Origin of the sequence: Microbacterium binotii (genome assembly GCF_021398715.1) — a bacterium.
Lineage (GTDB): Bacteria > Actinomycetota > Actinomycetes > Actinomycetales > Microbacteriaceae > Microbacterium > Microbacterium binotii_A.
In genome coordinates this window covers 529,044-553,214 of sequence record NZ_CP090347.1, presented here as the reverse complement: position 1 = coordinate 553,214, position 24,171 = coordinate 529,044, and the positions used below count along the sequence as shown (strand labels likewise).

Sequence of the window (24,171 nt, the reverse complement as noted above, 5' to 3'; positions counted from 1 at the left end):
TCAGCGGTGCTCGAGGCGCACGATGACCGCCTTCGAGGTCGGCGTCCCGCTCACGTCGGCGACCGACTCCAGGGGCACGAGCACGTTCGTCTCGGGGTAGTACGCGGCCGCGTTCTGACGGGGCGTGTCGTAGGACACGATGCGGAAGCTCTCGGCGCGACGCTCCTCCATCCCGCCGTCCGCATCCGTCCACTCGGAGACGAGGTCGACGATCTCCCCGTCGACGAAACCGAGCTCGCGGATGTCTTCGGCGTTGACGAGCACGACGCGGCGCCCGCCGTGGATCCCGCGGTACCGGTCGTCCTTGCCGTAGACGGTGGTGTTGTACTGATCGTGCGAGCGCAGCGTCTGCAGCAGCAGGCGCCCGGCGGGGATGCGCGGGTACTCGAGCGGGTTGACGGTGAAACGGGCCTTCCCGTCGATCGTCGCGAACCGGCGCTCGTCGCGCGGGCCGTTCGGCAGGAAGAACGTGCGTCCCTTCTGGATGCGGCTCTCGAAATCCTCGAACCCGGGGATCACCCGCTCGATGTGCGAGCGGATGAGGGCGTAGTCCGCCTCGAGAGCGGCCCAGTCGGCCTGCGGCACATTGGCCGGGTCGTGGAGACCCGCCGCATCCAGGCCTTCCGGCTCGACGGTCCCGTGCTCGGGAAGGGTGCGCTCATGGTCACCGTCGTGGGCGGCCGGCGCATCCTGGGGAGAGGATCCGCCCGCGAAGACGAGCGCGCACAGCCGCGCGATGATCGCGACCTCACTGAGCATGTCGTCGGAGGGCGGGGCGAGCCGACCGCGCGAGGCGTGCACGGCGCCCATCGAGTCCTCGACCGTGACCCGCTGCTCCCGGCCGCCGCGACGGTCGCGGTCCGTACGTCCGAGCGTCGGGAGGATCAGCGCACGTCGACCGGTGACGACATGGGAGCGGTTCAGCTTGGTCGACACGTGCACCGTGAGCCCCACGCGCGCCATGCCCGCCTCGACGACCGCGGTGTCGGGCGTCGCCGACACGAAGTTGCCGCCCATCCCCATGAAGAAGCGGACCTTGTCGTCGCGCATCGCGCGGATGGCGGCGACGGTGTCGAAGCCGTGGGCACGGGGCGCGGCGAAGGAGAACTCTCGATCGAGGGCGTCGAGGAAGGCATCCGCCGGCTTCTCGTAGATGCCGACCGTACGGTCTCCCTGCACGTTCGAGTGGCCGCGCACGGGGCAGACCCCCGCACCGGGGCGGCCGATGTTTCCCTGCAGCAGCAGCACGTTCACGACGTCGCGCAGCGTCGGCACGGAGTGCTTGTGCTGCGTGAGCCCCATGGCCCAGCACACGATCGTCGCCTTCGAGGCGCGCACCTCGTCGCCGATGGCGCGCAGCTCCTGCTCGCTGAGGCCGGTGGCCTCCTCCAGCTGCGCCCAGTCGGCATCCGCCATCTGACGGCGGTACGACTCGAATCCACTCGTGTGGGCGCTGATGAAGGCGGTGTCCAGCACATCGCCGTCGCGGTCCTGGGCCTCGAGCAGATGCTTACCGATCGCGTGGAAGAGGGCCTGGTCTCCGCCCGAGCGGATCTGCACGAAGCGGTCGGCGAGCTTGGTGCCCCCGAAGGCGACGCCGCGCGGGGTCTGCGGGTTCTCGAACCGCATGAGGCCCGCCTCGGGCAACGGATTGACCGCGATGATGCGCGCGCCGCGCTGCTTCGCCTTCTCGAGGGCGGACAGCATGCGGGGGTGATTGGTGCCGGGGTTCTGGCCGGCGACGATCAGCAGGTCCGCCTCGTGGACGTCCTCGATCGAGACGGTGCCCTTGCCGATGCCGATCGTCTCCGTCAGCGCCGAGCCGCTCGACTCGTGGCACATGTTCGAGCAGTCGGGGAGGTTGTTGGTGCCGAGGCCGCGCACGAGCAGCTGGTACAGGAACGCCGCCTCGTTCGAGGTGCGACCAGATGTGTAGAACACCGCCTCGTCGGGGTGCGACAGTGACCTCAGCTCGTCCGCGATCATCTCGAGCGCCGCATCCCACGAGATCGGACGGTAGTGCGTCGCGCCCTCGTCGAGCACCATCGGATGCGTCAACCGCCCCTGCTGACCGAGCCACCAGTCGTCGCCCTCGCGCAGGTCCTCGATCGAGTGCGCGGCGAAGAACTCCGGCCCGACGCGGCGCACGGTCGCCTCTTCCGCGACGGCCTTGGCGCCGTTCTCGCAGAACTCCGCAACATGGCGCTTGTCCTCCTCCGGCCACGCGCAGCCGGGACAGTCGAAACCGTCCTTCTGATTGACGCGGAGGAGGGTCTCGGCGGATCGTTTGAGGCCCATCTGCTCGTTCGCGATCTGCAGCGCGTGGAGCACGGCCGGCACCCCCACCGCGACCTTCTTCGGTCGCGACACGTGTACACGGGTCTCATCGATATTGGCCGTCGGCGGCTTCATCGGCATGCCGCCAGAGTACGCCCCCGCGCAGTCGCGCGTGTCGAGCTCGCGCTTGGAGGGGGGGGCGGCACTGCCGCCGGCGAGCATCAGGGGAGCAGAATGACAGCGTGACCACCTCGCCGCGCCGACCCCGGCTCCTGTACGTCGAGGACGACCCCGAGATCGCCGCCATGACCGTCGAGGTGCTCTCGGAGACATACGACGTCGAGCACGTCACCGACGGGAGGGTCGGGCTGGACCGCGCACTGAATGCGCGATTCGACGTGATGCTCGTGGACCGGCGACTGCCCGGACTCGACGGCGCCGCTCTCGTGACCGCGGTGCGGACCGCCCGCATCACGACTCCCGTGCTCCTCTTGACGGCCCTCGGCGCCGTGGCCGACCGTGTCCAGGGTCTGGATGCGGGAGCCAACGACTACCTCGTCAAGCCTTTCGACTACGACGAGCTCCTCGCGCGGCTGCGGGCGCTCGTCCGGGGATACCGAGCCGAGGGACGCCGCCGCGAGGTGGGCGCGTGGACGTTCACGCCCGACACGCAGGCTCTGTACGCGCCGTCGGGGGCGCGGGTCGCGCTGACCCTGACGGAGAGCACGCTGCTGGAGCTGCTGACCACGAGTCCCGAGCACGTGTTCACGAGAGAGGAAATCCTCGCGGGCGCCTTCACGGTGGGCGAGTCCGCGAGCTCCGTGGATACCTACGTGCACTACATCCGCCGCAAGAGCGAGCCCGACATCATCGAGACCGTGCGAGGGCGAGGCTACAGGGCGGGAGCACCGAAGTGAGTGTCGAGGCGGACCGACGACGCGTCCGTCGTGCCGCGGTGCGCGTGGGCGTGCTCGTCGCCGTCGTCTCCGCGGCAGTGGTCCTGGGCGGGATCGGCGTGCTCGTGTTCGTCCTGCTCCGCGCTGCGCGTCCCGAACACGGCGAGTCTCATGGCGTCCGGTCGGACGGGGACGCGGTGGTGGTCGATCTGGACCGCGTCCTCCCGGCCGTGCTGATCCTCGGTCTGATCGGAGTGGTCCTTCTGGGCCTGGTCGGCTGGCTCGCTGCGCGCCGGGCCGTGCGCCCGCTCGGGGAGGCGCTCGCGACACAGCGCGCGTTCGTCTCGGACGCCAGTCACGAGCTGCGCACGCCGTTGACGGCACTGAGCTCCCGCATCCAGCTCCTGCAACGGCGTCAGGCGCGTGAGGAGCCGACCGCTCAGCTCATCACCGAACTGCGGCGGGACGTCCAGGTCATGGACGACGTTCTCACCGATCTGCTCCTCGCCGCAGAGGGGGCCTCGTCCGCCGAGGCGTCCTGCGACGTGGCTCGAGCCCTCGCCCGAGCCATCGACACCATCGCGCCGCTCGCGGACGACGCCGGGGTGACCCTCCGCGCCGAGGCCACCGTCGCCCGCGCACGGATCCCGGAGATCACGCTCGCCCGTCTGTGTGTCGCCCTCCTGGACAACGCCGTGCAGCACTCCCCTCGCGGCGGCGAGGTCGACGTGACGGTCGTCACAGACCCGCAGCACGTCGAGATCCGCGTCGCCGACCGCGGTCCCGGCATCGACCCCGCGCTCCGGGAACGCGTCTTCGAGCGGTTCGCACGCAGCGGCGAGGCCGGGCGACGCCGGGGGTTCGGGCTGGGCCTCGCCCTCGTCCGGGAAGCGGCGACCCGCTACGGCGGGGCCGTCACCATCGCCGAGACATCGCCGCGCGGGACGACCTTCGCCCTGCGTCTGCCATCGGCCTGACCGCGGCGCTCAGGCGGCCTCGCCCAGAGGGTCGGGCGCGACGATCTCGATCCCGCCCGCCCAGCGACGCAGCGTCCGCCCATCCGAGACGAGGCCGGAGGAGACACCCGGAACCGCACGCGCTGCGAGCTCGTCCACACCGGCCAACGCGGCGACCGTGGCCCACGCATCCGCCAGGGTGAGCGACTGGGCGACCACGGTCGCGCTGATGAGTCCCGCCACGGGGCTCCCCCGCAACGGGTCGATCAGGTGCGCACCGCGCTCTGCCGTCCCCGATGTCGCGACAGCCCCCTCGAACAGCTCGATCGTCGCGCACAGCGTGTCGGGGACGGCCGGATCCACGATGCCGATCCGCCACGGCAGAGTCGCCGCCGACGCGGAGAACAGCCGCATGTCACCGCCGACGCCGATGCCGACCGCGTCGATGCCCTCTCGCTCCACGAGCGGAGCGAGCAACTGCTGGGCGGCGCGGTCGACGGACCACCCCTTCACGATGCCCGTCGGGTCGAACCATCCGCGCCACCACGCATCGAACCTGCCGTCACTGCTCTCGAGCAGATCCGCACACAGGTCGCGCACCTGCCCGACGCGGGGGTCCGCGTCTCGCAGCGACAGCGCCCCGCTCCGCATCCTCGAGATGTCCGAGTCCGAGAGGAAGGGTGAGAAGACCCGCTCGTCGTCGCGGAGCATCGCGACGACGCCCTCGACCGCCCGCGCCACCGCCGGCTCGTGACTTCCCGGACCGAGGACGTGGATGCTGGCGACCGTTCCCATCACCTCGGCCGTCGAGACACGCGTCGCGCCGCTCATGACTGCGCCTGGTCGAGGGCGGACTGGAGCGAACGCGTGTAGCCCTGGCTCGTGTAGGTCGCGCCCGACACCAACCTGATCTGGGCGCCCTGCGCGTCGAGTGTCTCAGAGACCAGCGTCGGGATCGCGCGCGCGTTGATCTGCTGATCGCGACCGTTCGAGTCCGGGTACTGCGGGACGTCGACCGACGTGATGACGCCGCCCGCGACGGTGACCGACACCTGCACGTCGCCGTAGCGGGTGCCGACGGCGTCACCGGTGTAGGTGCCGTCCGCCAGGCGGGTCGTCGTCGCCGTCGCCGCTCCGCCGCTTCCCGCGGCGGAGCCGCTTCCGGTGGCCGAGCCGCTCCCGGTGGACGCTGAGCCCGAGGAGCTGCTCTGACCGGAGAGCCCGGTCGTGCCCGTCGTCGAGTCCAGTGCCGTGAGCTGCTCGCCCCACGACGTGCGCCAGCTCATCAGCAGGACGAGGCCGCTGAGGGTCATCATCAGTGCGTAGAAGATCTTCTTCATGATCCCTCCCGGATCAGACAGTGAACGATTCGCGATGGATGCGGGCGGGATCGACGCCCGCCGCGCGCAGATCGGTGATGACGGCCCGCATCCACGGTTCGGGGCCGCAGACGTAGACGTCGGCATCGTCGATGCCCGATTCGATGTGTCGCAGCAGGTCGGCGCCTGCCCACGCGGCGTGCGACTGCGGCATCCACGACGAGGCGTCGCGACGCCGGCCACCGGTGAGTGTGACGTGGCGGAGTCCGCGACCACGGACCAGCTCGTCGATCGCCGCCCGTCGCAGAGCCTCTTCGGGAACGTGATCGCGGGTGAGCAGCGTGGCCTCGCCGGGGCCGTAGTGCTCGGACTGGAGCAGCGACACCAACGGGGCGACTCCCGCGCCCGCCCCGAGCATGAGCAGACGCGTACCCGTGCGCTCGCCCCCGGTCATCGTGCCGTAAGGACCTTCGATGAGCACCTTCGTGCCCGGGCGCAGCTCCTGCAGCCGCGCGGTGCCGTCGCCCGCGATGCGCGCCGAGATCACCAGCTCGCCCCGCGCGGGGTCCTCCGAGAGGGAGAACGGGTGCCCCCGAGTCCAGCCCGGTCCGTCGAGGAATCGCCAGACGAAGAACTGCCCCGCCTCCGCCCCGAGCGCGCGAAGGTTGCGCCCCGTCATCCGCACGCTCACCCCGCGCGCCCCGTCGGCGACCACGTCTCGCACGCGGACGTCATGCCGCAGGGATCGCAGGAGAGGAAGCCCGATCCGGCACAGCACCACTGCCGCCGCCGTCGCCGCCCACACCGTCCACCAGTACGCCTGCGCGAGCGGATGGCCGACGAAGTCCGCGCCCGTCCACAGCATGTGCGGAATGGCCAGGGCCACGCCGAGGTAGCCGTAGAGGTGCAGGAGGTGCCACGACTCGTACCGCAGACGTCGGCGCGCACGCCGCACCGACAGCACGACCACGAGCACCAGCAACGCGGTGCCCGCCGTCGCGAGCAGCATGCCGGGGTACTCCCAGATGAACTGCCACAGCTGCGCGAGCGGGTTGAGGCCCGCCTGCGCGGCGTATCCCGCCACGAGCAGCCCGATGTGCGCCACGAACAACCAGAACGACCAGAACCCGACGACGCGATGCATCCGTGTGATGCCGTCACGACCGAAGCCCCGCTCGAACAACGGCACGCGCGCCATGAGCAGCACCTGATACATCAGGAGGTTCGCGGAGACGAGCCCCGTGAGCCGCCCGAGAGTATTGAGCGTCTCCGCGCTCATCCCCCACGTCGCCTGCACACCGCCGCCCGCGACCCACAGAGCGACGACGGCGAGCGACGTCGACCAGATCACCGCGACAGAGCCCGATCGCCAGACGGCGCGATGCCGACGCCGCGTGCGGAGGGCGGTGCGCGGTGCGGTGGCGATGAGAGGAGAGGCGGTCATGTCGCCATGCTGGCGGCGCGGCTCTGAGACGGCTCCAAGAATGAGCGCCGCACAGCATCCTCATAAGAGACGGACAGACGCCACGAGAAAAAAGGGCCCGGCCGGAATCTCTTCCTGGCCGGGCCGCTACTGTCTCAACACAGTGTGCGCCCGAAGGGACTCGAACCCCTAACCTTCTGATCCGTAGTCAGATGCTCTATCCATTGAGCTACGGGCGCATGTTTCCCGTCGCATTCCTGCGCGCGGGCACTAGGAGAGACTACAACACAACCGGGCCGGTCGCGAATCGAGGCGGCTATTCGAGCTCGCTGAGGTCGATTCCGCCGCGCCGCTCGCTCGCGGCCGACACCGCGGGCGCCGCATCGTCGTCCTTCGCGTTCATTCTGCGTCGATGCGCCGCGAGGCGAGGGAGGTCGACGAGCCGCAGGCTCTGCATCCGCGCCTGCCGCATCTTCTCGTAACCCGGTTCGAGGTCGGGCCGGGCAGCTTCGATCCGCAGCGAGCTGTCGATGTTGCGCGCCACCTCCGCCCAGGCGGCCTCACGCGCCGCCTCGACCAGCTCGCGAAGCCCGTCGAGGTCCTCCGCGCGCTCTCGGAGCTCCTCCGCGATGCGCAGGGACTGCTTGCGTCGACGCCGGAGGTTGCGCACGTCGCGGCTGCGATAGTCGTGGGTGCCGCCGGAGTCGCTGAAGCGGCCACGCGCCAGCTTTCGCTCCCTCTCCGCGCGTTCGGCATCCGCTTCGGCCTCCTCGGCGAGCTTCAGCAGCGCGTCCTTCGCATCGGGAACGAATCGATCGGCATCGAAGCCTTCTCCCGCGGAGAGGATGTCGACCAGGATGTGGTTCTTCAGCGACAAGCGCGTGGCGGCAGCCGCGATGTAGACGCCTTCGGCGACGACATCGGCGAGTTTCGGGCGCGACGCTCGGGCGGCCCACAGGGCTCCGAGTCCCTTGTGTTCCGTCGGTTCGTCCGCTCGTGATGCCACAGCACCCCCTCCCCCGATTCTATCGGAGGGGTCTCGGTGGCTCACAGGTCGAGAACGGGGAAAACCGCCGCCGCGTCAGCTCAAGGACTCGATCACCCGAGCGACACGCCGCTGCCGTGTCTCGACGGCCTTGGCGCCCGTCACCGAGGTGACATGGGCCTTCTGCGCACTCGGCGACAGGGCGTCGAAGGCAGCACGGAGCCCGGCGGATGCAAGCCCCTCGGCGAGGTCCTCCGGCACCTCGACCGTGCGAGGAACGGTATCGAGCTCCACGTCGACGGTGATGGCGTCACCGCCTCCGATGCCCGTCTCACGCCGCTTGTCCGCGCTGAACGGGATCAGGTGCTTGCCGGCCATCACCCCGACGGTCGAGCGATACGTGTACCCGTTGACGGTCACCACCAGCGCGGGGCGGCGTCCGCCGCCGAGCTCCTCGATGACGTCCGTGGGGATCTCGATGCCTGTGTTGTTGCCGAACTGCGACATGGTCGTCTCGAACCGCATGAGCCGAGTATGCACCCCCGCGGCGCTAGCAACCAGGGCGGACTGGTGCAACCCCGCCGATCTTGCCGGACCGCGGTATTAGCCTGACGGCACACCTCGACGAAGGGAGCACATCATGGGTTTCATCGATGATGCGAAGGAGACCGCGGAGACCGCCGGTCGCAAGCTCAAGGACAAGTGGGACGACACCACGGACCGCATCGGCGACAAGATCGACGAGGCCAAGGCCGACGCGAACGTCAAGAAGGCCGAGGCCGAGAAGGAGTCGGTCGAACGTCGTAACGAGGTCAAGGAGAACCTGCGCGACAGCTGACGCCCGGCGCGCACCCTGTCATCGAAGGCCCCGGCGAAGGATCCTCCCTCTCCGGGGCCTTCTGCGCGTCCCGAGAACACGTTCGCCTGTCACAGATCGACGCCGGAGGCGCGATCTGTGACAGGCGAACACGTCTGTAGAGCGGGGGATGCCGGTCAGATGCCCCGGATCGTCCAGCTCGCCGAGTGCGACCCACCGGGCTCGAGCACCAGAAGGCCGGCGTCGTACGGGTACCGGTCCGCGTTGAACGCGTCCGGCGCGCAGGTCATGGGCTCGATCGCGAGCCCCACGCGGTGCCCCGAGAGCCCGGGGCGGTCGGCCGTGTGCACCTGGACCCAGGGGCACGCCGCATCCCACGTCATCGCGACGCCGCGGCCATCCGCATCCGTCACGCGAACCGTCGCCAGGCCATCCGCGTCGCGGATGAGTCCGGTGTAGGCGTGGTCGATCTCGGCCGCACCGATCCGTCGCGCGGTGCGGTAGTCGAACCGCGACGGATCGTCCGCCTCTACCGCGCGCAGTCCGGTCGGCGCCAGCCGGTCCTCCGTGACGTGCAGCACCTCGGCGGCGGGCAGTTCGAAGGTCCAGTCGTCGACGAGTCCGTCACCTGCCACGAGGTACGGATGCGGCCCCGTGCCGTACGGCGCCGCGGTGTCCGACTCGTTGAAGGCCGTCACCGTCTGCGTCAGACCATCCGCATCCAACGCGAAACGCGTCTCCACGCGCACACGCCACGGGTACCCGTCCTGCGCCTCGACCACCGCCGACAGGGTGACGTGATCGGAGCCCTTGTCGATCGCCGTGTAGTCGAGCCAGGCGGCGAGCCCGTGCAGCGCGTGGCCGCGAGCGGGCTCCGTCAGGGCGAGGCGGTACTCCTCGCCACCGAAGGCGTAGCGGCCGTCCACGACCCGGTTGGGCCACGGGGCGAGCGTGGCTCCCCGATAGGCGGGACGCACCTCGTCCGCTGCGAAGGGGACGACGAGGTCGCGTCCGGCGTAGGCGAGGGTGCGAAGCGACGCACCGACGCTCGCGATGCTCGCCTCGACGTCACCCGAGCGCAGCAGGTGCTGCGTTCCCGACAGTGGAACCGAGCCCGTCATCACAGACCCTGCGCCAGGCGGTAGTAGGCCTGGTTCCAGCGCAGCTCGCGCTGGAAGTCGCGCACCGTGGTCGACTCGTCGATGACGACCAGCTCGGTCTTCGCGATCTCGGCGAAGTCCCGGAACACCTCGATGCCGACAGCGGTCGACATCACCGTGTGGTGGGCGGCTCCCGCCGCGAGCCAGCAAGCGGCCGACGTGGCGAAGTCGGGAGCGGGCTTCCACACCGCGCGGCCGACGGGCAGCTTCGGCAGCTCGGGCGCGGACACGTTCTCGACCACGTTGGCCACCAGACGGAACCGATCGCGCATGTCGCTCATGGCGACGACGACGGCAGAGCCCGGGTCTGCGGTGAAGACCAGGCGCACCGGGTCGTCCTTGCCGCCGATGCCGAGCGGGTGGATCTCGAGTCGCGGCTTGGCGGTGGTCAGCGACGGGGCGACCTCGAGCATGTGCGCGCCGAGGATCTTCTCGTCACCGGCCACGAGGTCGTAGGTGTAGTCCTCCATGAGGCTCGCGCCACCGGGAAGGCCCGCACCCATGACGTTGGCCACGCGCACGAGGATCGCCGTCTTCCAGTCGCCCTCGGCGCCGAAGCCGTAGCCCTCGGCCATGAGGCGCTGGACGGCCAGGCCCGGAAGCTGCTTCAGAGCGCCGAGATCCTCGAAGCTGGTCGTGAAGGCGCCGAAGCCGCCCTCTTCGAGGAACGAGCGCAGTCCGAGCTCGATCGCGGCCCCGTCACGCAGGGACTGGTGCCGCTCGCCGCCCGCACGAAGCTCGTCGACGACGTCGTACAGCTCCTCGTACTCGGCGACGAGGGCGTCGATGTCGGACTCGGATGCGGCGGCGACCGCATCCGCCAGCTCGTTGACGCCCCAGGTGTTCACCTGCACGCCGAAGCGCAGCTCCGCCTCGGTCTTGTCCCCCTCGGTGACGGCGACGTAGCGCATGTTGTCGCCGAAGCGGGCGAGCTTGAGCGTACGGACCGCTGCCCAGCCGGCGGCCGCGCGCTCCCAGTCCTCGATCTGCTGGCGCACGACCGGGTTCGACACATGCCCGACCACCGTCTTGCGCGCAACGCCGAGTCGCGTCTGGATGTAACCGAACTCGCGGTCGCCGTGGGCGGCCTGGTTGAGGTTCATGAAGTCGAAGTCGATGTCGGCCCACGGCAGCTCGACGTTGGCCTGCGTGTGCAGGTGCAGCAGCGGCTTCTGCAGCGCGTCGAGGCCCGAGATCCACATCTTCGCGGGGCTGAAGGTGTGCATCCACGCGATCACGCCGATGACGTCGTCACGGCCGTTGATCTCCAGCGCCATGCGACGGATCGAATCGGCATCCTTCAACACGGGCTTCCAGACGACCTTCACGGGGAGCTCGCCCAGGCCCGCGACGACGGCCTGCGACTGCTCGGCGACCTGCTTCAGGGTCTCCTCGCCGTAGAGGTTCTGGCTGCCGGTGACGAACCAGACCTCGTATCCGTCGAGGGAGCTGGACAAGGGGGTACGAGGCATGGATATCTCTCTTTCGGTTTTCAGAGCGCGGCCACGGCGGCGGCTTCGATGGCGAGGCCGGAGCGGTAGCGCTCGAGGTAGGCGGCGAAGCCGGCGACGTCGTCGGCGTCGGGCTCCGCGGTCGAGGTTGCGGCGCCGGCGAACACTCGGCGCTCGAGGTAGGTGGACAGATCGAACTCGTCGGATTCGCCGAGATACGCGGCGAGCACCGCGATCCCCCAGGCGCCGCCCTCGGATGCGGTCTCACCGACCGCGACCGGGGCGGCGAGCGCGCCGGCGAGGAAGCGCTGGGCGACGCCCGCCGTGCGGAACATGCCACCATGGGCGAACATCAGATCGAGCGCGACGCCTTCCTCGGCGAGCACCCGCATGCCCAGGGCCAGGGTGCCGAACACGCCGTAGAGCTGGGCGCGCATGAAGTTCGCGAGGGTCAGACGGCTGTCGGGCGTGCGCACGACGAGCGGACGCCCCTCCTCGAGTCCGGCGATGGGCTCGCCCGCGAGGTGGTTGTAGGCGAGCAGCCCACCCGCATCCGCCTCGCCGGCGACCGCCTCGCGGAAGAGGGCCTCGAAGACGGCATCCGCGTCGAGCGGACGGCCGGACGCGGCCGAGAACCGCGAGAACATCTCGACCCACGCCGCGAGCTCGCTCGCGCCGTTGTTGCAATGCACCATCGCGACGGGGTCCCCAGCGGGTGTGGTGACGAGGTCGAGCTCATGGTGCACGCGCTCGAGAGGGCGCTCGAGGACGACCATCGCGAAGATGCTCGTGCCGGCACTCACATTGCCCGTGCGCGGCGCCACGGCGTTGGTGGCCACCATGCCGGTCCCGGCATCACCCTCGGGCGGGCAGAGCGGGATGCCGGGGCGGAGCGCGCCCGACGGGTCCAGGAGCGCTGCCCCCTCGGGAGTGAGCGCGCCCGCCTCGCGTCCGGCGGGAAGGACCTCCGGGAGGATGTCGGAGAGCGGAACGCCGATCGCGCCGAGCGCGTCGTAACGGGCGAGCAGCTCCGCGTCGTAGTCGCGCGTCGCGGCGTCGATCGGGAACATGCCGGACGCGTCGCCCACGCCGAGCACCGAGCGCCCGGTCAGGCGGCGGTGCACGTAACCCGCGAGGGTGTTGATCGAGGCGATGCGGGGCACGTGCGGTTCGGCGTCGATCGCCGCCTGGTGCAGGTGAGCGATCGACCAGCGCAGCGGGATGTTCACGCCGAACAGCTCGCTCAACGCGCTCGAGGCGGGTCCGGTGTTGGTGTTGCGCCATGTGCGGAAGGGCACGAGCAGCTCACCGGATGCGTCGAAAGCGAGATAGCCGTGCATCATCGCGGAGACGCCGATCGCGGCGTGGGTCTCGGGGCGTACGCCGTGACGCTCGATCGCGTCGGCCACGAGCGCGGCGTACGCAGCCTGCAGGCCGGCGACGACCTCGTCCAGGGAGTAGGTCCAGAGGCGGTCGACGTAGCTGTTCTCCCACGCGTGGGCGCCCACGGCGATCACCGCGCCGGTCTCGTCGATCAGGCAGGCCTTGATGCGCGTGGAGCCGAGCTCGATGCCGAGCCAGGTGCGCCCCGTCGTGATGGCGTCTGCAGCGGTCATCGCCGGTCGTCCCCGCTCTGTCCGTAGACGTTCTGGTAGCGCGCGTAAAGGCTGTCGATCGCCTCCTGCGGGATGGGCACGAGCTCTCCGCCCTGACGCGCGATGTGCACCGTGCGCGCGACGTCCTCGACCATGACGGCAGCCTTGACGGCATCCTTCGCGCTCACCCCGATCGTGAACGGACCGTGGTTGCGCATGAGCACCGCACGAGAGCGGTGCCCGCGCAGCGTCTCGACGATCCCTCGACCGATCGAGTCGTCGCCGATGATCGCGAACGGGCCGACCGGGATCGGGCCGCCGAACTCGTCGGCCATCGCGGTGATCACACAGGGGATCTCCTCACCGCGTGCCGCCCACGCGACGGCGTAGTCCGAGTGGGTGTGCACGACCCCGCCCACGTCGGGCATGTTGCGGTAGACGTAGGCGTGCGCGGCCGTGTCGCTGGAGGGCGAACGCTCACTGCCGGGCGTTCCCGGGATCACGTTGCCGTCGAGATCGCAGAGGATCATGTTCTCGGGCGCCAGATCGTCGTAGGAGACGCCGGACGGCTTGATCACGAACAGGTCGGTTCCCGGCACACGGCCGGAGACGTTGCCACCGGTCCACACGACCAGTCCATAACGCACAAGCTCGCCGTGCAGAGTCGCGACGTCATCACGGACGGCATCGATGGCCGCTTGGACGTCAGAGGGGAAGGGCGTGGCTGCGCTGCCTGTCACGGGTGCTCCATTGGTCTCATGGCCCGCGGGGTCCCATACCCGGCCGGCCGAAACAAATGTTACCGGTCACACACCGGGTGTGCAACGACTCATCCCGCGATCAGCGCCTCACGCTGATCGCGGCGGAACGCTCGTCCGCCGCGTGAGCCGATGCGCACACGAGCGAAGCGCAGCCGCCGCTAGAGGATGGCGTTGAGGTAACTGATGATCGACGCGAAGACGAGGGCCCCCACCCCGAGCGCCAGCAGCGCCACCCCGACGTAGATGAGCCATCGGGATCCGCCCGGCTCCGGATTGCGTTGCCCCTCGCGCGCCATGAGCGCCATGCTACTGAGAAAGGATGACGATCGTGTGACGCGGCGCGTCGGATCACGAACGAGCGACGACGCCGTTGTCAAGCCCCTCCGTCCCGGTACGCGCGCTTCCCATACTGGAGGGGCAACACCGCACGCCGAACGTGTTCGGGTCATCGACGGCGAGCGAAGGCACGGAGCGTTCCGCCCGTGTGATGAGAGGTCCTCTCCGGTTCCCCCAGGCCGCAGAGGGCCTCTCCGCTTTTCTCAGCGATGGAGACGTCGTCGCGACACCGTCAGCGCGAGCGCGCTCAGTACCGCGAGCGTCGCGACGACGAAGGGGACGAGACTCGCGACACGCTGCGCGTGCAGCTCGAGCCCGGGGATCGCCCCCGCAGCGAAGACGCCGACGGCGACCGCGATGAGCGCGACCAGGCCGAGAGCGGTGACAGCTATCTGTGTTGCACGATCCATGAGGACTCCTTCGTCCGCCTACCGTGGTGGCACAAAAGTAGTCCCGTGCGGGCACGTTTGGCCCGTACGCGCCGAAACTGTGGGAATCCGCTCAGCGGACGACGGCTGTGGCGGTCGTCACCTGCGAGACGACCTCCTCGCTGACCGACCCGAGCAGGAAGCGCGCGAAGGCGCCCCGCCCGTGCGAACCGACCACGACGAGCCTGGCCGATCCCGCCGCGTCCGCGATGGCCGCAGCAGGATCGCCCTCGACGACACGGGTCTGCACCTCGAGAACCGGGTATGCCTCGCTCACCTTCTCTGCGACACGGTCGACGGCGGACTGGGTGATCGCGTGGAGATCCGTGAGATAGAGGTCGGGGTACACACCGAAGTCGCCCGGAACGGCGACCGGCATCCACGCCGAGACGATCGTCAGATTCTCGCCGAAGCGCTCCGCCTCGGCTGCCGCGAACGCCACCGCCGCGTCGGAGACCTCCGAGCCGTCGACACCGACCACGACGCCCTCTCCGTCGGTGGGAGCATCCAGCGGCACCACGACGACGGGCGAATGCGATCCCGCTGCGATGCGGTAGCCGTGCTGACCGCGACGTCCCTGTCCGCGCTTCTCCCCGCCGATCACCAGCAGCCGCGCGTCCTTCGACGCCTCCACGAGCTCCGCGACCGGATTGCCGTGCGAGACGCGGACCTCGCAGGAGACGCCCGTCGACCGCAAGAGCTCGGCCTGCTGCTCGAGGCGTGCACGCGTCGCGGTGACCGCCGCCGTCAGCACGTCATCCTCGCCGACGGCTCCGGTGGCGCCGCCGACGACGGAGAAGAGCACCAACGGCTCCCCGCCGCGCCGCGCGCGGGCCGCTGCCCAGTCGACCGCACGCTGCGAGCCCTCCGCATCCGTCACGCCCACGATGATCGAGTCCGACATCCTGTGTCCTTCCGGTCGTTGCAGTCAGGGTAGCGCGGGCGCGCGGTACAGTCCTTGCGTGAGTTCCACGCCAGCCAGGCCCGCCCGTCCACGCCGGCGCGCCTTTCCCCGCTGGCTGCTGATCACCGTCCTCGCGGCGAGCCTGGTGATCGTGATCACCGCCATCGGCGTCGTCGGCTGGGCGATCACCTCCGGGCTCCAGTTCCTCGGTGCGCAGGCGCCGGGCGTCGGCACACGCATCGTCGTGCCGGAGGAGTCCAAGGCGAACAAGGCCGCGACCGAGGGCGGACTCGCCTCCGACGCACAGGCCGCGGCCGACTATCTCGCCGCTCAGCCGACCGCCTACTGGCTCACCCCGGAGATCGATCCGATCGGCGACGCAGGTCCCCGCATCCTGAACCTCGCCGCCGAGGCGCGCGATCAGGATGCGGCACTCGCCGTCGTCGTCTACGGCCTGCCCGAGCGCGACTGCGGCAGCCAATCCGCGGGCGGGTTGGACGACGCCTCGTACGCCACCTGGACGGCGGAGATCGGACAGGCACTGGCGAGCGTGAAGGACGTGCAGAAGATCGTCGTGCTCGAGCCGGACAGCCTCGCCCAGGCACCCGACTGCGACGCGAACATCGATCAGCGCATGAGCGCCCTCCACGATGCCGCGCTGCGTCTGGTGGGCGTCGACACGTGGGTGTACCTCGACGGCGGACACTCCAACTGGCGCCCCGCCTCGGAGATGGCCTCTCTCATCCAGCGGGTCGGCGTCACCGACAAGGTGCGCGGCTTCGCCACCAACGTGTCGAACTACAACCCCACGACCGACGAGTTCGCGTACGCACACGAGGTGTCCGCGCTCCTCGGCGGCAGCCACGCCCTCATCGACACCTCACGCAACGGCGCCGGCGCGTCCACGAGCGAGTGGTGCAACGATCCGACGGCGCTCGTGGGCGACCCGGGCGGCACCTACGGCGACGACGTCGTCGACACGAACCTGTGGATCAAGCCGCCCGGTGAGAGCGACGGCGTCTGCAACGGCGGTCCGAGCGCCGGATCCTGGTGGCCGGAAGGCTCCGTGCAGCTCACACGCAACGTGCTCTGACCGCCCGCGGCGCGGCGTACGCCGTGAATCGCGGGCAATCCGGCGGATATGGAACAATGGCGACGCGTGCGGTGCCACGAGCCGCGGCCTTGAACCGAGAATCGAGGATGCCGGACTCATGAGCGACGCTTCTGACGGGCAGAAGACCGCGGTCATCGTCGAAGACGATCCCGACGTCCGCCACCTCCTCGCCGAGGTCCTCGAAGCGGCGGGTTTCTCCACCGTGTCGGTCGGCAACGGCATCGACGGCGTGCGCGCCGTGCTCGCCTACCAGCCGCTCATCACGACGCTCGACGTCAACATGCCCGGCATCGACGGATTCGAGGCCGCCCGCCGCATCCGTGAGAAGTCGAACACCTTCATCATCATGCTGACCGGTCTCGCCGACGAGGCCGACGTCGTCCTCGGACTCGGCGCAGGTGCCGACGAGTACATCGTGAAGCCGTTCCGTCCGCGGGAGTTCCGGGCTCGCGTCGAGGCACTGCTGCGCCGCCCTCGCCCCGAACCCGCCGGCCAGTCGCGTCGACAGGAGAGCGTCGGACCGTCCTTTCCGGGCGCACGCCCGCAGACGCAGTCCATCCCCGTGCAGCCTGAGACCAGACAGCCCATCGCGCCTGCCTATGTCGAAGAGACGGTGTACCCGCCCGAGGCGGCCATGCCGGCCGACCGCGCCACCTATGCGCCGCAGCCGACCCCCGCACCTGCGCAGGTACCCGCCCCGGCAGTCGGATCGGATCTGACCCCTCACCCCCAGGGCGCGCTCGTTCCGGGCGGGGGTTTCTGGGTGACCCACCGCGATCTCCAGCTGAACCCCGAGACGCGCATCGTGCTCATCAACGGTCAGCAGGTCGAGCTGACCCGTACCGAGTTCGATCTCCTCGCCACGCTTCTCGAGTCCAAGCGGCGCGTGCGCAGCAAGGCCGATCTGACCCTCGTGCTGCGCGGCGAGTCCTACGTCACCTCCTACTACGTGGGCGAGGCCGACAAGCGCGCTGTCGAAGCCCACATGACGAACCTCCGCCGCAAGCTGGGCGACAACCCCAGCAACCCGCGCTACATCGAGACCGTGCGCGGAGTCGGCTACCGCCTGACGACCGAGCTGCTCGCACCCTGATTTCGCGCGGAAGCGACGAAGAGGGCCCACGGGAAACCGTGGGCCCTCTTCGTCGGGGTGGTGCGGGTCAGACCTTGTAGCCCTGGTAGCGGCGCAGCAGCTTCGAGAACATGAGCAGCGTCTGCAGGACCGTCACGACGCCGACGATGGGCCAGCCGATCCAGAGGATGGAGGACTGCACGACCGGGCCCAGCATGTTCCAGATGATCGCCATGGCGACGAGCGCGGCGGCCAAGAGGATGAAGGGCGTCCAGTGCCCGATCGATGCACCGCCGCGTTCCGCCTTGGCCTGCATGGCCCAGTTGTCGACCTTCTTGCGTGACAGGAAGCGCGTCCACGAGCGCAGGAAGTGGCTCAGGCGGATCCACATGAAGATCTCCGCCGGGAAGACCAGCAGGGCGAAGAGGATGTCGCGCTGATTGCAGTACTTCATCGTGCGCGCGATGCGCAGGTTCAGCAGCACGGCCGTCAGCACGGGGATCAGCCACAGCGGCGAGAACACGAAGGCGTTGATCGACAGGGAGCCCGCGAGAAGCACGAGGAAGGCGACGCGGACGAAGAGGTTGGTGAGCATGCCGAAGTTCTCGAACCAGCGCAGGCGCAGGTTGGGGTGGAACGGCTGCCCCTTCGTGTCGCCGCGCTGCCCGGGCCACATGAGCTCGATCGCACCGAAGGTCCACTTCACCTGCTGCGCGTCGTATCCCTTGAGGGTTGTCATCCCGCCCACCGCTGCGCGGGCGTAGGGGCTGATCTTCGTGAGATAGCCGGCGCTCTTGATCTGCAGCGAGAGCAGGGAGTCCTCGACCTCACTGTCCTTGACCCACGGGGTGTTCTGGTGGTTCTGCTTCATCGCGTCACGCAGGGCGTTGGTCGAGAAGATCGAGAACTGGCCGCCGAGCACCGCCATGTTGCGGCCACGGAGGAGGTTCTGCAGGTTGAAGGCCGCGAACTGGGTGCGCTGACCGGCGATGAGCCACTTGGCCGTGAGGCCCTTGATGGGGCGATCGTCGATCGTGTAGATCGCCGAGATGCCTCCGATGCGCGAGTCGCTGACCGCTTCGGTCTCCAGGTACTCGACGGCCCGCGGCTCGGCGATCGTGTCGCCGTCCACACCGAGCAGATAGTCGCATCCCTCGACCAGCGAATAGCCGTAGTTGAGCGCCCCGACCTTCTTGTCGGGGTTCTTGCCGATGTCGTGCACGAAGACCTCGGTGAACTGCTCGCCGAGATCGGTCATGATCTCGTGCGGACCGGCGTACTCCGAAGCGATCTTCGCGGTGTTGTCGGACGTGTTGTTGATGACGACGTGGATGACGTCGGGAACACGCGTCTGCGCGAGCAGGGCCTCGATCACATCGGCGATCGACTCCTCCTCGTTGTAGGCGGGGATGACGCATCCGATCGTCGAGCGGTGCGTGGTCGAGTTCTCGAGCACCGACATGAAGTCCTGCTCGAAGTGGGACTCGAGGTCCGCGCCGGACGTCATCGCCGGGTACACCGGCTCGAGCTGCTGTGAAGGCACCTGCTGATACGCCATGCGGGGGTCCGACACAGTGATCACTTCCTGACGTTCATGGGCCGCGATGCGGCGGGAGATCGGCACGCTTTTCGTGCGTTGAGTCCAGACTGCACGCTCTACCGCAAGATCATGTCGGGTCCCGCGAGAAGCTCAGCGCAAGATTGGCGCAAGATCAGCGCCGGTGGCCGCCGCGGCTCAGCCGGGGAAGATCGCGATCGGCAGGTACTGGTACACCGTCTGCTGCTGGAACGAGGCGTCCGTGTTCGCCGTGCCTTCCACGGAGATCGTCAGGGCGAACTCGAGAGTCAGACCGAACGTGTCCGCCGGCAACTGGTGGATGCTCTGCTGGGGAACGTACAGTCCGCCCTGGAAGCTGTTGAGCAGCAGCCCCCGGTCGGAGCGCAGGGTGTCGCTGGGAACCAGCGTGCGCGGATCGGCGCTGAACTGGTACGGCGACTGCATCTGGTTGGAGGTCTGTGTCGTGGTGGAGTTGATCTGCACCGAGGAGATGTACACCCGGCGCTTGTCCGTCAGCACCGCCTTCTCGTCGACACGGTGGTCGTAGACGTTGACCGCGAAGCCGAAGACCTTCTCGTTGTTCGCGGTCCACTCCTGCGTGCGCTTGGGGTCGACCGCCCACACGTTCAGCACGAGCTCGAGATCCTGCGCCACGTCGCTGCGCAGCTCGACCGAGCCGTCGTACGTGAACTGAGAATTGAACGCCATGCTCGCCGACGGCGCGGGTGAGGGCACGACGGTCGTCGGCTGCACGGCGGTGTTGCTGCCCTGCAGGGAGTTGAAGCCGTCGACGATCTGCGAGCAGCCCGTCAGCGCCAGGGTGCTCGCGAGGGCGAGAGCGGCCCCCGCGCTGAGCCGACGCACACGGCGATCGGCGAAGGGGATTCTCACAGGGCGCTCCTCGGAGACGTGGCCTCACGAGGCTCACAGGATTTCGGGTCGGTGCCGACCCGCTTCCAGACAAACCCCAGGGCCGGCGCCGAAAGTATACGCGATCCACCCCCGCGCGCCATCCACGGGATCCGCGTCAGCCCTGCGGGGCTCCGGCGATGGCGATCGTCAGCGTGTCGCTTGCGGTCTGCTTGGCGTACTCGGCGGACGTGGGGGTGGTCTGCACGAGGAAGTCGTACGTGAACTGGACCTGCACGAACGTCGCCTCAGCGGGCACGTCTCCGATGTTGAAGGTCTGGGAATAGCTGTAGGGGTCGAGAACCAGGTAGCCGGGGCTGACCGACGACTGGTCGGTCTGCGGGGCGAGCGGATCGAAGGACCGCGAGGCGTTGCCGGGTACCGCGACCATGGTCGCCTTCTGGAGGAAGACCTTCTGTCCGTCGTTGGGGGTGACGGTGGTCACCATCGAGATGCTGACGGGCTTCAGGGCCGTGGCCGTCCAGCGGTCCATCGACAGCGTCGACCAGTAGTTGATCGTCGCGCTCACCGCGCCGGCGGGCACGACGCGCTGAGTCGAGCCGCTGGACAGGTCGTTGGTCACGGGCGTCGGAACGGGCGTGCTCGATCGCGATGGCGATGTCGGGCTCGGCGTCTGCGCACCCGTGTTCCACGGCGCCGGGCCGCATCCGGTCAGCAGCACCACGGCGAGCAGCGGAGCGACGACCGCGACCGGCCTCCGATGTCTGCGGCGCATGGCGACTCCCGGTGTGAGGTGGACTTCCCACTCTAGCGGCGCGGCATGACCGCTTAAGGTGAAGGCGTGACCAATCCCCTGCTGCCGGCTCCCGCCAGAACCGCCGGACGCATTCTCGTCTGGGTACTGCTCGCGCTCCTCGTCGTCCTCGTGGCCGCAGCGGCGTGGCTGGGGGTGCGAGGATACCTCGCGTACGGCCACCTGACCGCGGCGCAGCGGGCCGCCGCAGAGGTCACCCGCAACCTCGACGACACGGATGCGGCGACCGCGCGACTGGCCGACATCGCCGCCGACACGGCCGAGGCGCGCTCCCTGACCTCCGACCCCGTGTGGCACGCCGCCGAGGTCCTGCCGTGGGTCGGCGACCAGCTCTCCGCCGTCGCCACCGTCACCGCAGCGGTCGACGATGTGGCCGGCAAGGCGCTGACTCCCCTCGTGCGCGTCGCGTCGGACTTCTCGGCCGGGGCGTTGAAGCCGGTCGACGGTCGCATCGACGTGAGCAGGTTCGGCGACATGCACGAGGCGGCCCAGAGCACCACCGCACAGGTGACCCTCGCTTCCGATGCCGTCGACGAGATCGATCGAACCACCCTGCTCCCCCCGCTCGCGAACGCCGTCGAGGACGTGTCCGAGCTGCTCGCCTCGGTCGAGACGGGATCGGATGCGGTCAGCCGAGCGACGGCACTGATGCCGGCCGTCCTGGGCGCGGAGGGGCCGCGCAACTATCTCGTCATCTTCCAGAACAACGCCGAGTGGCGTTCGCTCGGCGGCATCGTCGGCGCGATGGCGCTCGTGCACACGGAGAACGGCCAGATCTCTCTCGCCGCCCAGGCGTCCGCCTCCGGCGACATCGGCAAGCTGCGTGAACCCGTGCTCGACATCGGTCCCGAGCTCACCGCCTTCATGCAGACCCGGCCCGCGCGCTACATGCAGAACGCCACCCAGGTCCCCTCCTTCCCCCTCGCGGCGCAGATCGCTCAGGCGATGTGGGAGCGGGAGTACGGCCTCAAAGTGGACGGGGTGATCTCCCTCGACCCGGTCACCCTGTCGTACATGCTGGCGGCGACCGGCCCCGTGGCGCTGCCCACGGGCGACGAGCTCACGAGCGAGAATGCGATCCCCCTGCTGCTGAACGAGGTCTACCTGCGGTACGACCCGGCGACCCAGGATGCGTTCTTCCAGGCGGCCGCCGCGTCCGTCTTCACCAAACTCGCCGCGGGAGACGTGGCCCCGTCCGCCCTCGTCTCGGCCTTGGCGAAGGCCGGGGAGGAGGAGCGCCTGCTCATCTGGAGCAATGCGCCCGAGGAACAGGCGATCCTCGACGGCACGAGCCTGCAGGGCCTGCTGCCGGTGACCGACAGTCAGCAGACGAGCTTCGGGGTGTACCTCAACGACGCCACCGGCTCCAAGCTGGACTACTACATGAAGGTCGGCACCGGCGTCCAATGGTGCAGCACCGCCGGCGGAGCGGCCGAAGCCGTGCTCGACGTGTCGCTCACCAATGACGCGCCCTCCGACGTCGCGGGCTACCCGTCCTCCATCACCGGAGGGGGCAGCTTCGGGACTGCGGCCGGGCTGACCCGCACGACGGGCTATCTGTATCTCCCTGAGGGCGCCTCCGTCATCTCTTCGGAGAACTCGGACGGCAGCGGTTTCCAGTCCGGCACCGACCAGGGCAGGCCGGTTCTCGTGTGGTCGTCGCTCCTCGCTCCGGGCGAGGCGGCCAGCGCCAGCATCCGCGTCCGCACGCCCTGGACCCCCGAGCTGAGCGCCCAGGTCACGCCGGTGCTGCCCGGTACGGACTCGGCCCTCGCCGTCTCGTGCGGCTGAACGGACTCAGCTGACCTCGACGCGCGAACGCGACGACGAGAGCGTGGCCGTCACGAGGATGGGCAGGTGGTCGCTGAGCCCCTGCGGCAGCGTCCGGATGTGCTCGATGTCGAAGCCGGTGGACGTCGCGAAGTCGTAGTGCCCGCGGAAGAAGCGATAGCGGGTGTATGTGCGGGTGTCGCTGAGCGTGAGCTCGTACCCCTGGTCCCGCACGCGCTCGCCGAGACGTTCCTTGAAGACGGGGTAGTTGTAATCGCCCACCATCAGAGCGGGAAGCTGCGGTCCGAGGTCCTGCAGCTCGGCCAGTGCCGTGCGGATCTGGTGGCGGCGTAGGGAGTTGAGGGCGGTGAGCGGTGCGGCGTGGAAGGACGCGACGATGATCTCGCGACCCGCGTCGATGTCGTGCAGTCGCACGCCCAGCATGCGCTCCTCCGCGGGCTTGAGCACGCGATCGTGCAGCGACTTCTTGAGCGAGAGGGCACGTACCCCCTGCAGCCGGAAGCTGCTCTCGCGGTAGTAGACCGCCAGACCCAACCGGTTGCGGCTCGTGGCGTCCGCCAGGCGCAGGCCCCCGCTGACCTCGGGGATGTCGGTCGTATCCGCCTCCTGGAGGCAGAGGACATCGACGCCGTGCTGCTCGGCGAGATCCGCGATCTCGCCCGCAGCGCGATGTTTGCGCAGGTTGTAGGAGATGACCTTCATCAGGCCATCCACACTATGCCCGGCACATGAACGACGGATGCCGGTTGCGCAACGCCCAGCGAATTCATTCCTGGTCGCGACGCGCCCGCGTCTGCTCGGCCCGCGCCGCCATCAGCTCGGGCTCCGGATAGCCCACTTCCGTCAGCACCAGCCCGCGCGCCGCGAGAACGGCGAACTCACTCGTCCGCGTCGCCTGCTCGCGCAGCCGCACGACGTCCTCGACCGCGAGGCGCCCTTGTCCGACCGCGACACACGCCCCCACGAGCGCGCGCACCATCGAATGGCAGAATGCGTCCGCTTTCACGTTCGCCACGATCGCTCCCTCGTCATCGCGGCGCCAGTCGAACTCGAGCAGCGTACGGATGGTCGTCGCTTCCTCGCGCGGCTTGCAGTAGGCAGCGAAGTCGTGCAGGCCCCGCAGCGACTGCGCGGCCTCATCCATCGCTGCGACATCCAGCGCGGCGCGCACGGTCGTGGTGAACTCCCGTCGCAGCGGATCGTAACCGGTGACGTCGTCTGCGATCCGGTAGGCGTACCGGCGCCAGACAGCCGAGAACCGCGCGTCGAAGCCGTCGGGGGCGAGCGTGGTGCGGTGCACCGTCACATCCGCGTACGAGCTCAGAACGCCGCGGATGCGTCGCGCCAGAGCCGCAACGGGATCGGACTCCGACCGGCGCGAGGCCGCCAGCCGCGTCCGCTGTGCGTCGTCGAGGTCGAGATGGGCGACCTGGCCGCTCGCGTGCACGCCCGCATCCGTGCGTCCGGCGACCGTCAGCTGCGGCGCACCGGCGATGATCCGCGCCAAGGCCTCCTCGAGCGTTCCTTGGACGGTGCGCAGGCCCGGCTGCCGCGCCCAGCCGCGGAAGTGCGTGCCGTCATAAGCGATGTCGAGTCGGATCCGCACTGCACAAGCCTACGGGTGCACTCGGCGGAGGCGCCCAT

Annotated in this window: 24 protein-coding genes and 1 tRNA gene; 6 read left to right on the top strand and 19 right to left on the bottom strand. The window is 69.3% G+C overall.

Annotation, left to right across the window (positions count from 1 at the left end):
* Positions 1 to 2,418: an FdhF/YdeP family oxidoreductase gene (locus LXM64_RS02840; protein ID WP_234074531.1), complete on the bottom strand. Its 2,418-nt coding sequence runs from the start codon at positions 2,416 to 2,418 to the stop codon at positions 1 to 3.
* Positions 2,419 to 2,519: 101 nt separating this feature from the next.
* Here LXM64_RS02840 and LXM64_RS02835 point away from each other — a divergent pair, with 101 nt between their 5' ends.
* The gene (locus LXM64_RS02835) at positions 2,520 to 3,194 is read left to right on the top strand and encodes a response regulator transcription factor (RefSeq protein ID WP_234074530.1); all 675 of its coding nucleotides are present in this window, start codon (positions 2,520 to 2,522) and stop codon (positions 3,192 to 3,194) included.
* Positions 3,191 to 4,150 (top strand): sensor histidine kinase, encoded by a 960-nt coding sequence (locus LXM64_RS02830; RefSeq protein WP_234074529.1) that lies wholly within the window; start codon positions 3,191 to 3,193, stop codon positions 4,148 to 4,150. Before LXM64_RS02835 ends, LXM64_RS02830 begins: the two co-directional genes overlap by 4 nt.
* Before the next feature lie 9 nt (positions 4,151 to 4,159).
* On the opposite strand, the gene LXM64_RS02825 is transcribed toward LXM64_RS02830, so the two are convergent.
* The 6 genes from LXM64_RS02825 to LXM64_RS02800 all read right to left on the bottom strand — a co-directional run bounded on the left by LXM64_RS02825 (position 4,160) and on the right by LXM64_RS02800 (position 8,381).
* Entirely contained in the window at positions 4,160 to 4,960 is an 801-nt protein-coding gene (locus LXM64_RS02825; protein WP_234074528.1) for an FAD:protein FMN transferase, read from the bottom strand.
* Positions 4,957 to 5,469, bottom strand: a complete 513-nt coding sequence (locus LXM64_RS02820; protein WP_234074527.1) for an FMN-binding protein — start codon at positions 5,467 to 5,469, stop codon at positions 4,957 to 4,959. Before LXM64_RS02820 ends, LXM64_RS02825 begins: the two co-directional genes overlap by 4 nt.
* 13 nt (positions 5,470 to 5,482) lie before the next feature.
* Entirely contained in the window at positions 5,483 to 6,892 is a 1,410-nt protein-coding gene (locus LXM64_RS02815; RefSeq protein ID WP_234074526.1) for a ferric reductase-like transmembrane domain-containing protein, read from the bottom strand.
* 145 nt (positions 6,893 to 7,037) lie between these two features.
* Positions 7,038 to 7,110 (bottom strand) — tRNA-Arg (locus tag LXM64_RS02810).
* A 77-nt stretch (positions 7,111 to 7,187) separates the two neighbouring features.
* Positions 7,188 to 7,877, bottom strand: a complete 690-nt coding sequence (locus LXM64_RS02805) for an asparagine synthase (protein ID WP_234074525.1) — start codon at positions 7,875 to 7,877, stop codon at positions 7,188 to 7,190.
* A 75-nt stretch (positions 7,878 to 7,952) separates the two neighbouring features.
* Complete coding sequence (locus LXM64_RS02800) at positions 7,953 to 8,381, bottom strand: YdeI/OmpD-associated family protein (RefSeq protein ID WP_234074524.1); 429 nt, start codon at positions 8,379 to 8,381, stop codon at positions 7,953 to 7,955.
* A 115-nt stretch (positions 8,382 to 8,496) separates the two neighbouring features.
* Between LXM64_RS02800 and LXM64_RS02795 the strand changes: the two genes are divergently transcribed.
* Positions 8,497 to 8,694 (top strand): hypothetical protein, encoded by a 198-nt coding sequence (locus tag LXM64_RS02795; protein WP_137418015.1) that lies wholly within the window; start codon positions 8,497 to 8,499, stop codon positions 8,692 to 8,694.
* Positions 8,695 to 8,849: 155 nt separating this feature from the next.
* Here the strand turns inward: LXM64_RS02795 and LXM64_RS02790 are convergent, their stop codons facing one another.
* The 7 genes from LXM64_RS02790 to LXM64_RS02760 form a co-directional block, all read right to left on the bottom strand.
* A complete protein-coding gene (locus LXM64_RS02790; protein WP_234074523.1) occupies positions 8,850 to 9,794 on the bottom strand; it encodes an aldose 1-epimerase family protein in 945 nt (314 codons plus the stop codon).
* A complete protein-coding gene (gene araA, locus LXM64_RS02785) occupies positions 9,794 to 11,305 on the bottom strand; it encodes an L-arabinose isomerase (RefSeq protein WP_137418017.1) in 1,512 nt (503 codons plus the stop codon). The genes LXM64_RS02790 and araA overlap by 1 nt, the downstream gene beginning before the upstream one ends.
* Before the next feature lie 20 nt (positions 11,306 to 11,325).
* A complete protein-coding gene (locus tag LXM64_RS02780; RefSeq protein ID WP_234074522.1) occupies positions 11,326 to 12,900 on the bottom strand; it encodes a xylulokinase in 1,575 nt (524 codons plus the stop codon).
* Positions 12,897 to 13,619 carry an L-ribulose-5-phosphate 4-epimerase gene (locus LXM64_RS02775; protein ID WP_137418019.1) on the bottom strand — a complete coding sequence of 241 codons (723 nt, stop codon included), beginning with the start codon at positions 13,617 to 13,619 and terminating at the stop codon, positions 12,897 to 12,899. Before LXM64_RS02775 ends, LXM64_RS02780 begins: the two co-directional genes overlap by 4 nt.
* A gap of 179 nt (positions 13,620 to 13,798) precedes the next feature.
* Entirely contained in the window at positions 13,799 to 13,936 is a 138-nt protein-coding gene (locus LXM64_RS02770) for a hypothetical protein (RefSeq protein WP_161594086.1), read from the bottom strand.
* Positions 13,937 to 14,179: 243 nt separating this feature from the next.
* The gene (locus LXM64_RS02765; RefSeq protein ID WP_234074521.1) at positions 14,180 to 14,386 is read right to left on the bottom strand and encodes a hypothetical protein; all 207 of its coding nucleotides are present in this window, start codon (positions 14,384 to 14,386) and stop codon (positions 14,180 to 14,182) included.
* A 91-nt stretch (positions 14,387 to 14,477) separates the two neighbouring features.
* Positions 14,478 to 15,308 carry a universal stress protein gene (locus LXM64_RS02760; protein ID WP_234074520.1) on the bottom strand — a complete coding sequence of 277 codons (831 nt, stop codon included), beginning with the start codon at positions 15,306 to 15,308 and terminating at the stop codon, positions 14,478 to 14,480.
* Between the two features lie 58 nt (positions 15,309 to 15,366).
* On the opposite strand from LXM64_RS02760, the gene LXM64_RS02755 reads away from it, so the two are divergent.
* Positions 15,367 to 16,401, top strand: coding sequence for a glycoside hydrolase family 6 protein (locus tag LXM64_RS02755; protein ID WP_234074519.1), 1,035 nt, complete (start codon positions 15,367 to 15,369; stop codon positions 16,399 to 16,401).
* A gap of 118 nt (positions 16,402 to 16,519) precedes the next feature.
* The gene (locus LXM64_RS02750; RefSeq protein WP_234074518.1) at positions 16,520 to 17,515 is read left to right on the top strand and encodes a response regulator transcription factor; all 996 of its coding nucleotides are present in this window, start codon (positions 16,520 to 16,522) and stop codon (positions 17,513 to 17,515) included.
* Positions 17,516 to 17,582: 67 nt separating this feature from the next.
* Here the strand turns inward: LXM64_RS02750 and LXM64_RS02745 are convergent, their stop codons facing one another.
* The 3 genes from LXM64_RS02745 to LXM64_RS02735 all read right to left on the bottom strand — a co-directional run bounded on the left by LXM64_RS02745 (position 17,583) and on the right by LXM64_RS02735 (position 20,697).
* Entirely contained in the window at positions 17,583 to 19,001 is a 1,419-nt protein-coding gene (locus LXM64_RS02745; protein WP_234075521.1) for a glycosyltransferase family 2 protein, read from the bottom strand.
* Between the two features lie 228 nt (positions 19,002 to 19,229).
* A complete protein-coding gene (locus LXM64_RS02740) occupies positions 19,230 to 19,943 on the bottom strand; it encodes a fructose 1,6-bisphosphatase (RefSeq protein WP_234074517.1) in 714 nt (237 codons plus the stop codon).
* Positions 19,944 to 20,079: 136 nt separating this feature from the next.
* Positions 20,080 to 20,697: a hypothetical protein gene (locus tag LXM64_RS02735; RefSeq protein ID WP_234074516.1), complete on the bottom strand. Its 618-nt coding sequence runs from the start codon at positions 20,695 to 20,697 to the stop codon at positions 20,080 to 20,082.
* Positions 20,698 to 20,763: 66 nt separating this feature from the next.
* On the opposite strand from LXM64_RS02735, the gene LXM64_RS02730 reads away from it, so the two are divergent.
* Entirely contained in the window at positions 20,764 to 22,527 is a 1,764-nt protein-coding gene (locus LXM64_RS02730) for a DUF4012 domain-containing protein (RefSeq protein WP_234074515.1), read from the top strand.
* 6 nt (positions 22,528 to 22,533) lie between these two features.
* Here LXM64_RS02730 and LXM64_RS02725 read toward each other — a convergent pair whose 3' ends face one another.
* The gene (locus LXM64_RS02725) at positions 22,534 to 23,229 is read right to left on the bottom strand and encodes an endonuclease/exonuclease/phosphatase family protein (protein WP_234074514.1); all 696 of its coding nucleotides are present in this window, start codon (positions 23,227 to 23,229) and stop codon (positions 22,534 to 22,536) included.
* A gap of 64 nt (positions 23,230 to 23,293) precedes the next feature.
* Entirely contained in the window at positions 23,294 to 24,133 is an 840-nt protein-coding gene (gene truA / locus LXM64_RS02720) for a tRNA pseudouridine(38-40) synthase TruA (protein ID WP_234074513.1), read from the bottom strand.
* Positions 24,134 to 24,171: the final 38 nt, after the last annotated feature.

Excerpts from the sequence above, each read along its gene's own strand:
- LXM64_RS02795 (WP_137418015.1), top strand. The coding sequence starts at position 8,497 with ATGGGTTTCATCGATGATGCGAAGGAGACCGCGGAGACCGCCGGTCGC.
- LXM64_RS02800 (WP_234074524.1), bottom strand. The coding sequence starts at position 8,381 with ATGCGGTTCGAGACGACCATGTCGCAGTTCGGCAACAACACAGGCATC.
- LXM64_RS02820 (WP_234074527.1), bottom strand. The coding sequence starts at position 5,469 with ATGAAGAAGATCTTCTACGCACTGATGATGACCCTCAGCGGCCTCGTC.
- LXM64_RS02825 (WP_234074528.1), bottom strand. The coding sequence starts at position 4,960 with ATGAGCGGCGCGACGCGTGTCTCGACGGCCGAGGTGATGGGAACGGTC.
- LXM64_RS02780 (WP_234074522.1), bottom strand. The coding sequence starts at position 12,900 with ATGACCGCTGCAGACGCCATCACGACGGGGCGCACCTGGCTCGGCATC.
- LXM64_RS02725 (WP_234074514.1), bottom strand. The coding sequence starts at position 23,229 with ATGAAGGTCATCTCCTACAACCTGCGCAAACATCGCGCTGCGGGCGAG.
- LXM64_RS02765 (WP_234074521.1), bottom strand. The coding sequence starts at position 14,386 with ATGGATCGTGCAACACAGATAGCTGTCACCGCTCTCGGCCTGGTCGCG.
- araA (WP_137418017.1), bottom strand. The coding sequence starts at position 11,305 with ATGCCTCGTACCCCCTTGTCCAGCTCCCTCGACGGATACGAGGTCTGG.
- LXM64_RS02815 (WP_234074526.1), bottom strand. The coding sequence starts at position 6,892 with ATGACCGCCTCTCCTCTCATCGCCACCGCACCGCGCACCGCCCTCCGC.
- LXM64_RS02735 (WP_234074516.1), bottom strand. The coding sequence starts at position 20,697 with ATGCGCCGCAGACATCGGAGGCCGGTCGCGGTCGTCGCTCCGCTGCTC.
- LXM64_RS02790 (WP_234074523.1), bottom strand. The coding sequence starts at position 9,794 with ATGACGGGCTCGGTTCCACTGTCGGGAACGCAGCACCTGCTGCGCTCG.
- LXM64_RS02750 (WP_234074518.1), top strand. The coding sequence starts at position 16,520 with ATGAGCGACGCTTCTGACGGGCAGAAGACCGCGGTCATCGTCGAAGAC.
- LXM64_RS02745 (WP_234075521.1), bottom strand. The coding sequence starts at position 19,001 with ATGACGTCCGGCGCGGACCTCGAGTCCCACTTCGAGCAGGACTTCATG.
- LXM64_RS02840 (WP_234074531.1), bottom strand. The coding sequence starts at position 2,418 with ATGCCGATGAAGCCGCCGACGGCCAATATCGATGAGACCCGTGTACAC.
- LXM64_RS02770 (WP_161594086.1), bottom strand. The coding sequence starts at position 13,936 with ATGGCGCGCGAGGGGCAACGCAATCCGGAGCCGGGCGGATCCCGATGG.
- LXM64_RS02760 (WP_234074520.1), bottom strand. The coding sequence starts at position 15,308 with ATGTCGGACTCGATCATCGTGGGCGTGACGGATGCGGAGGGCTCGCAG.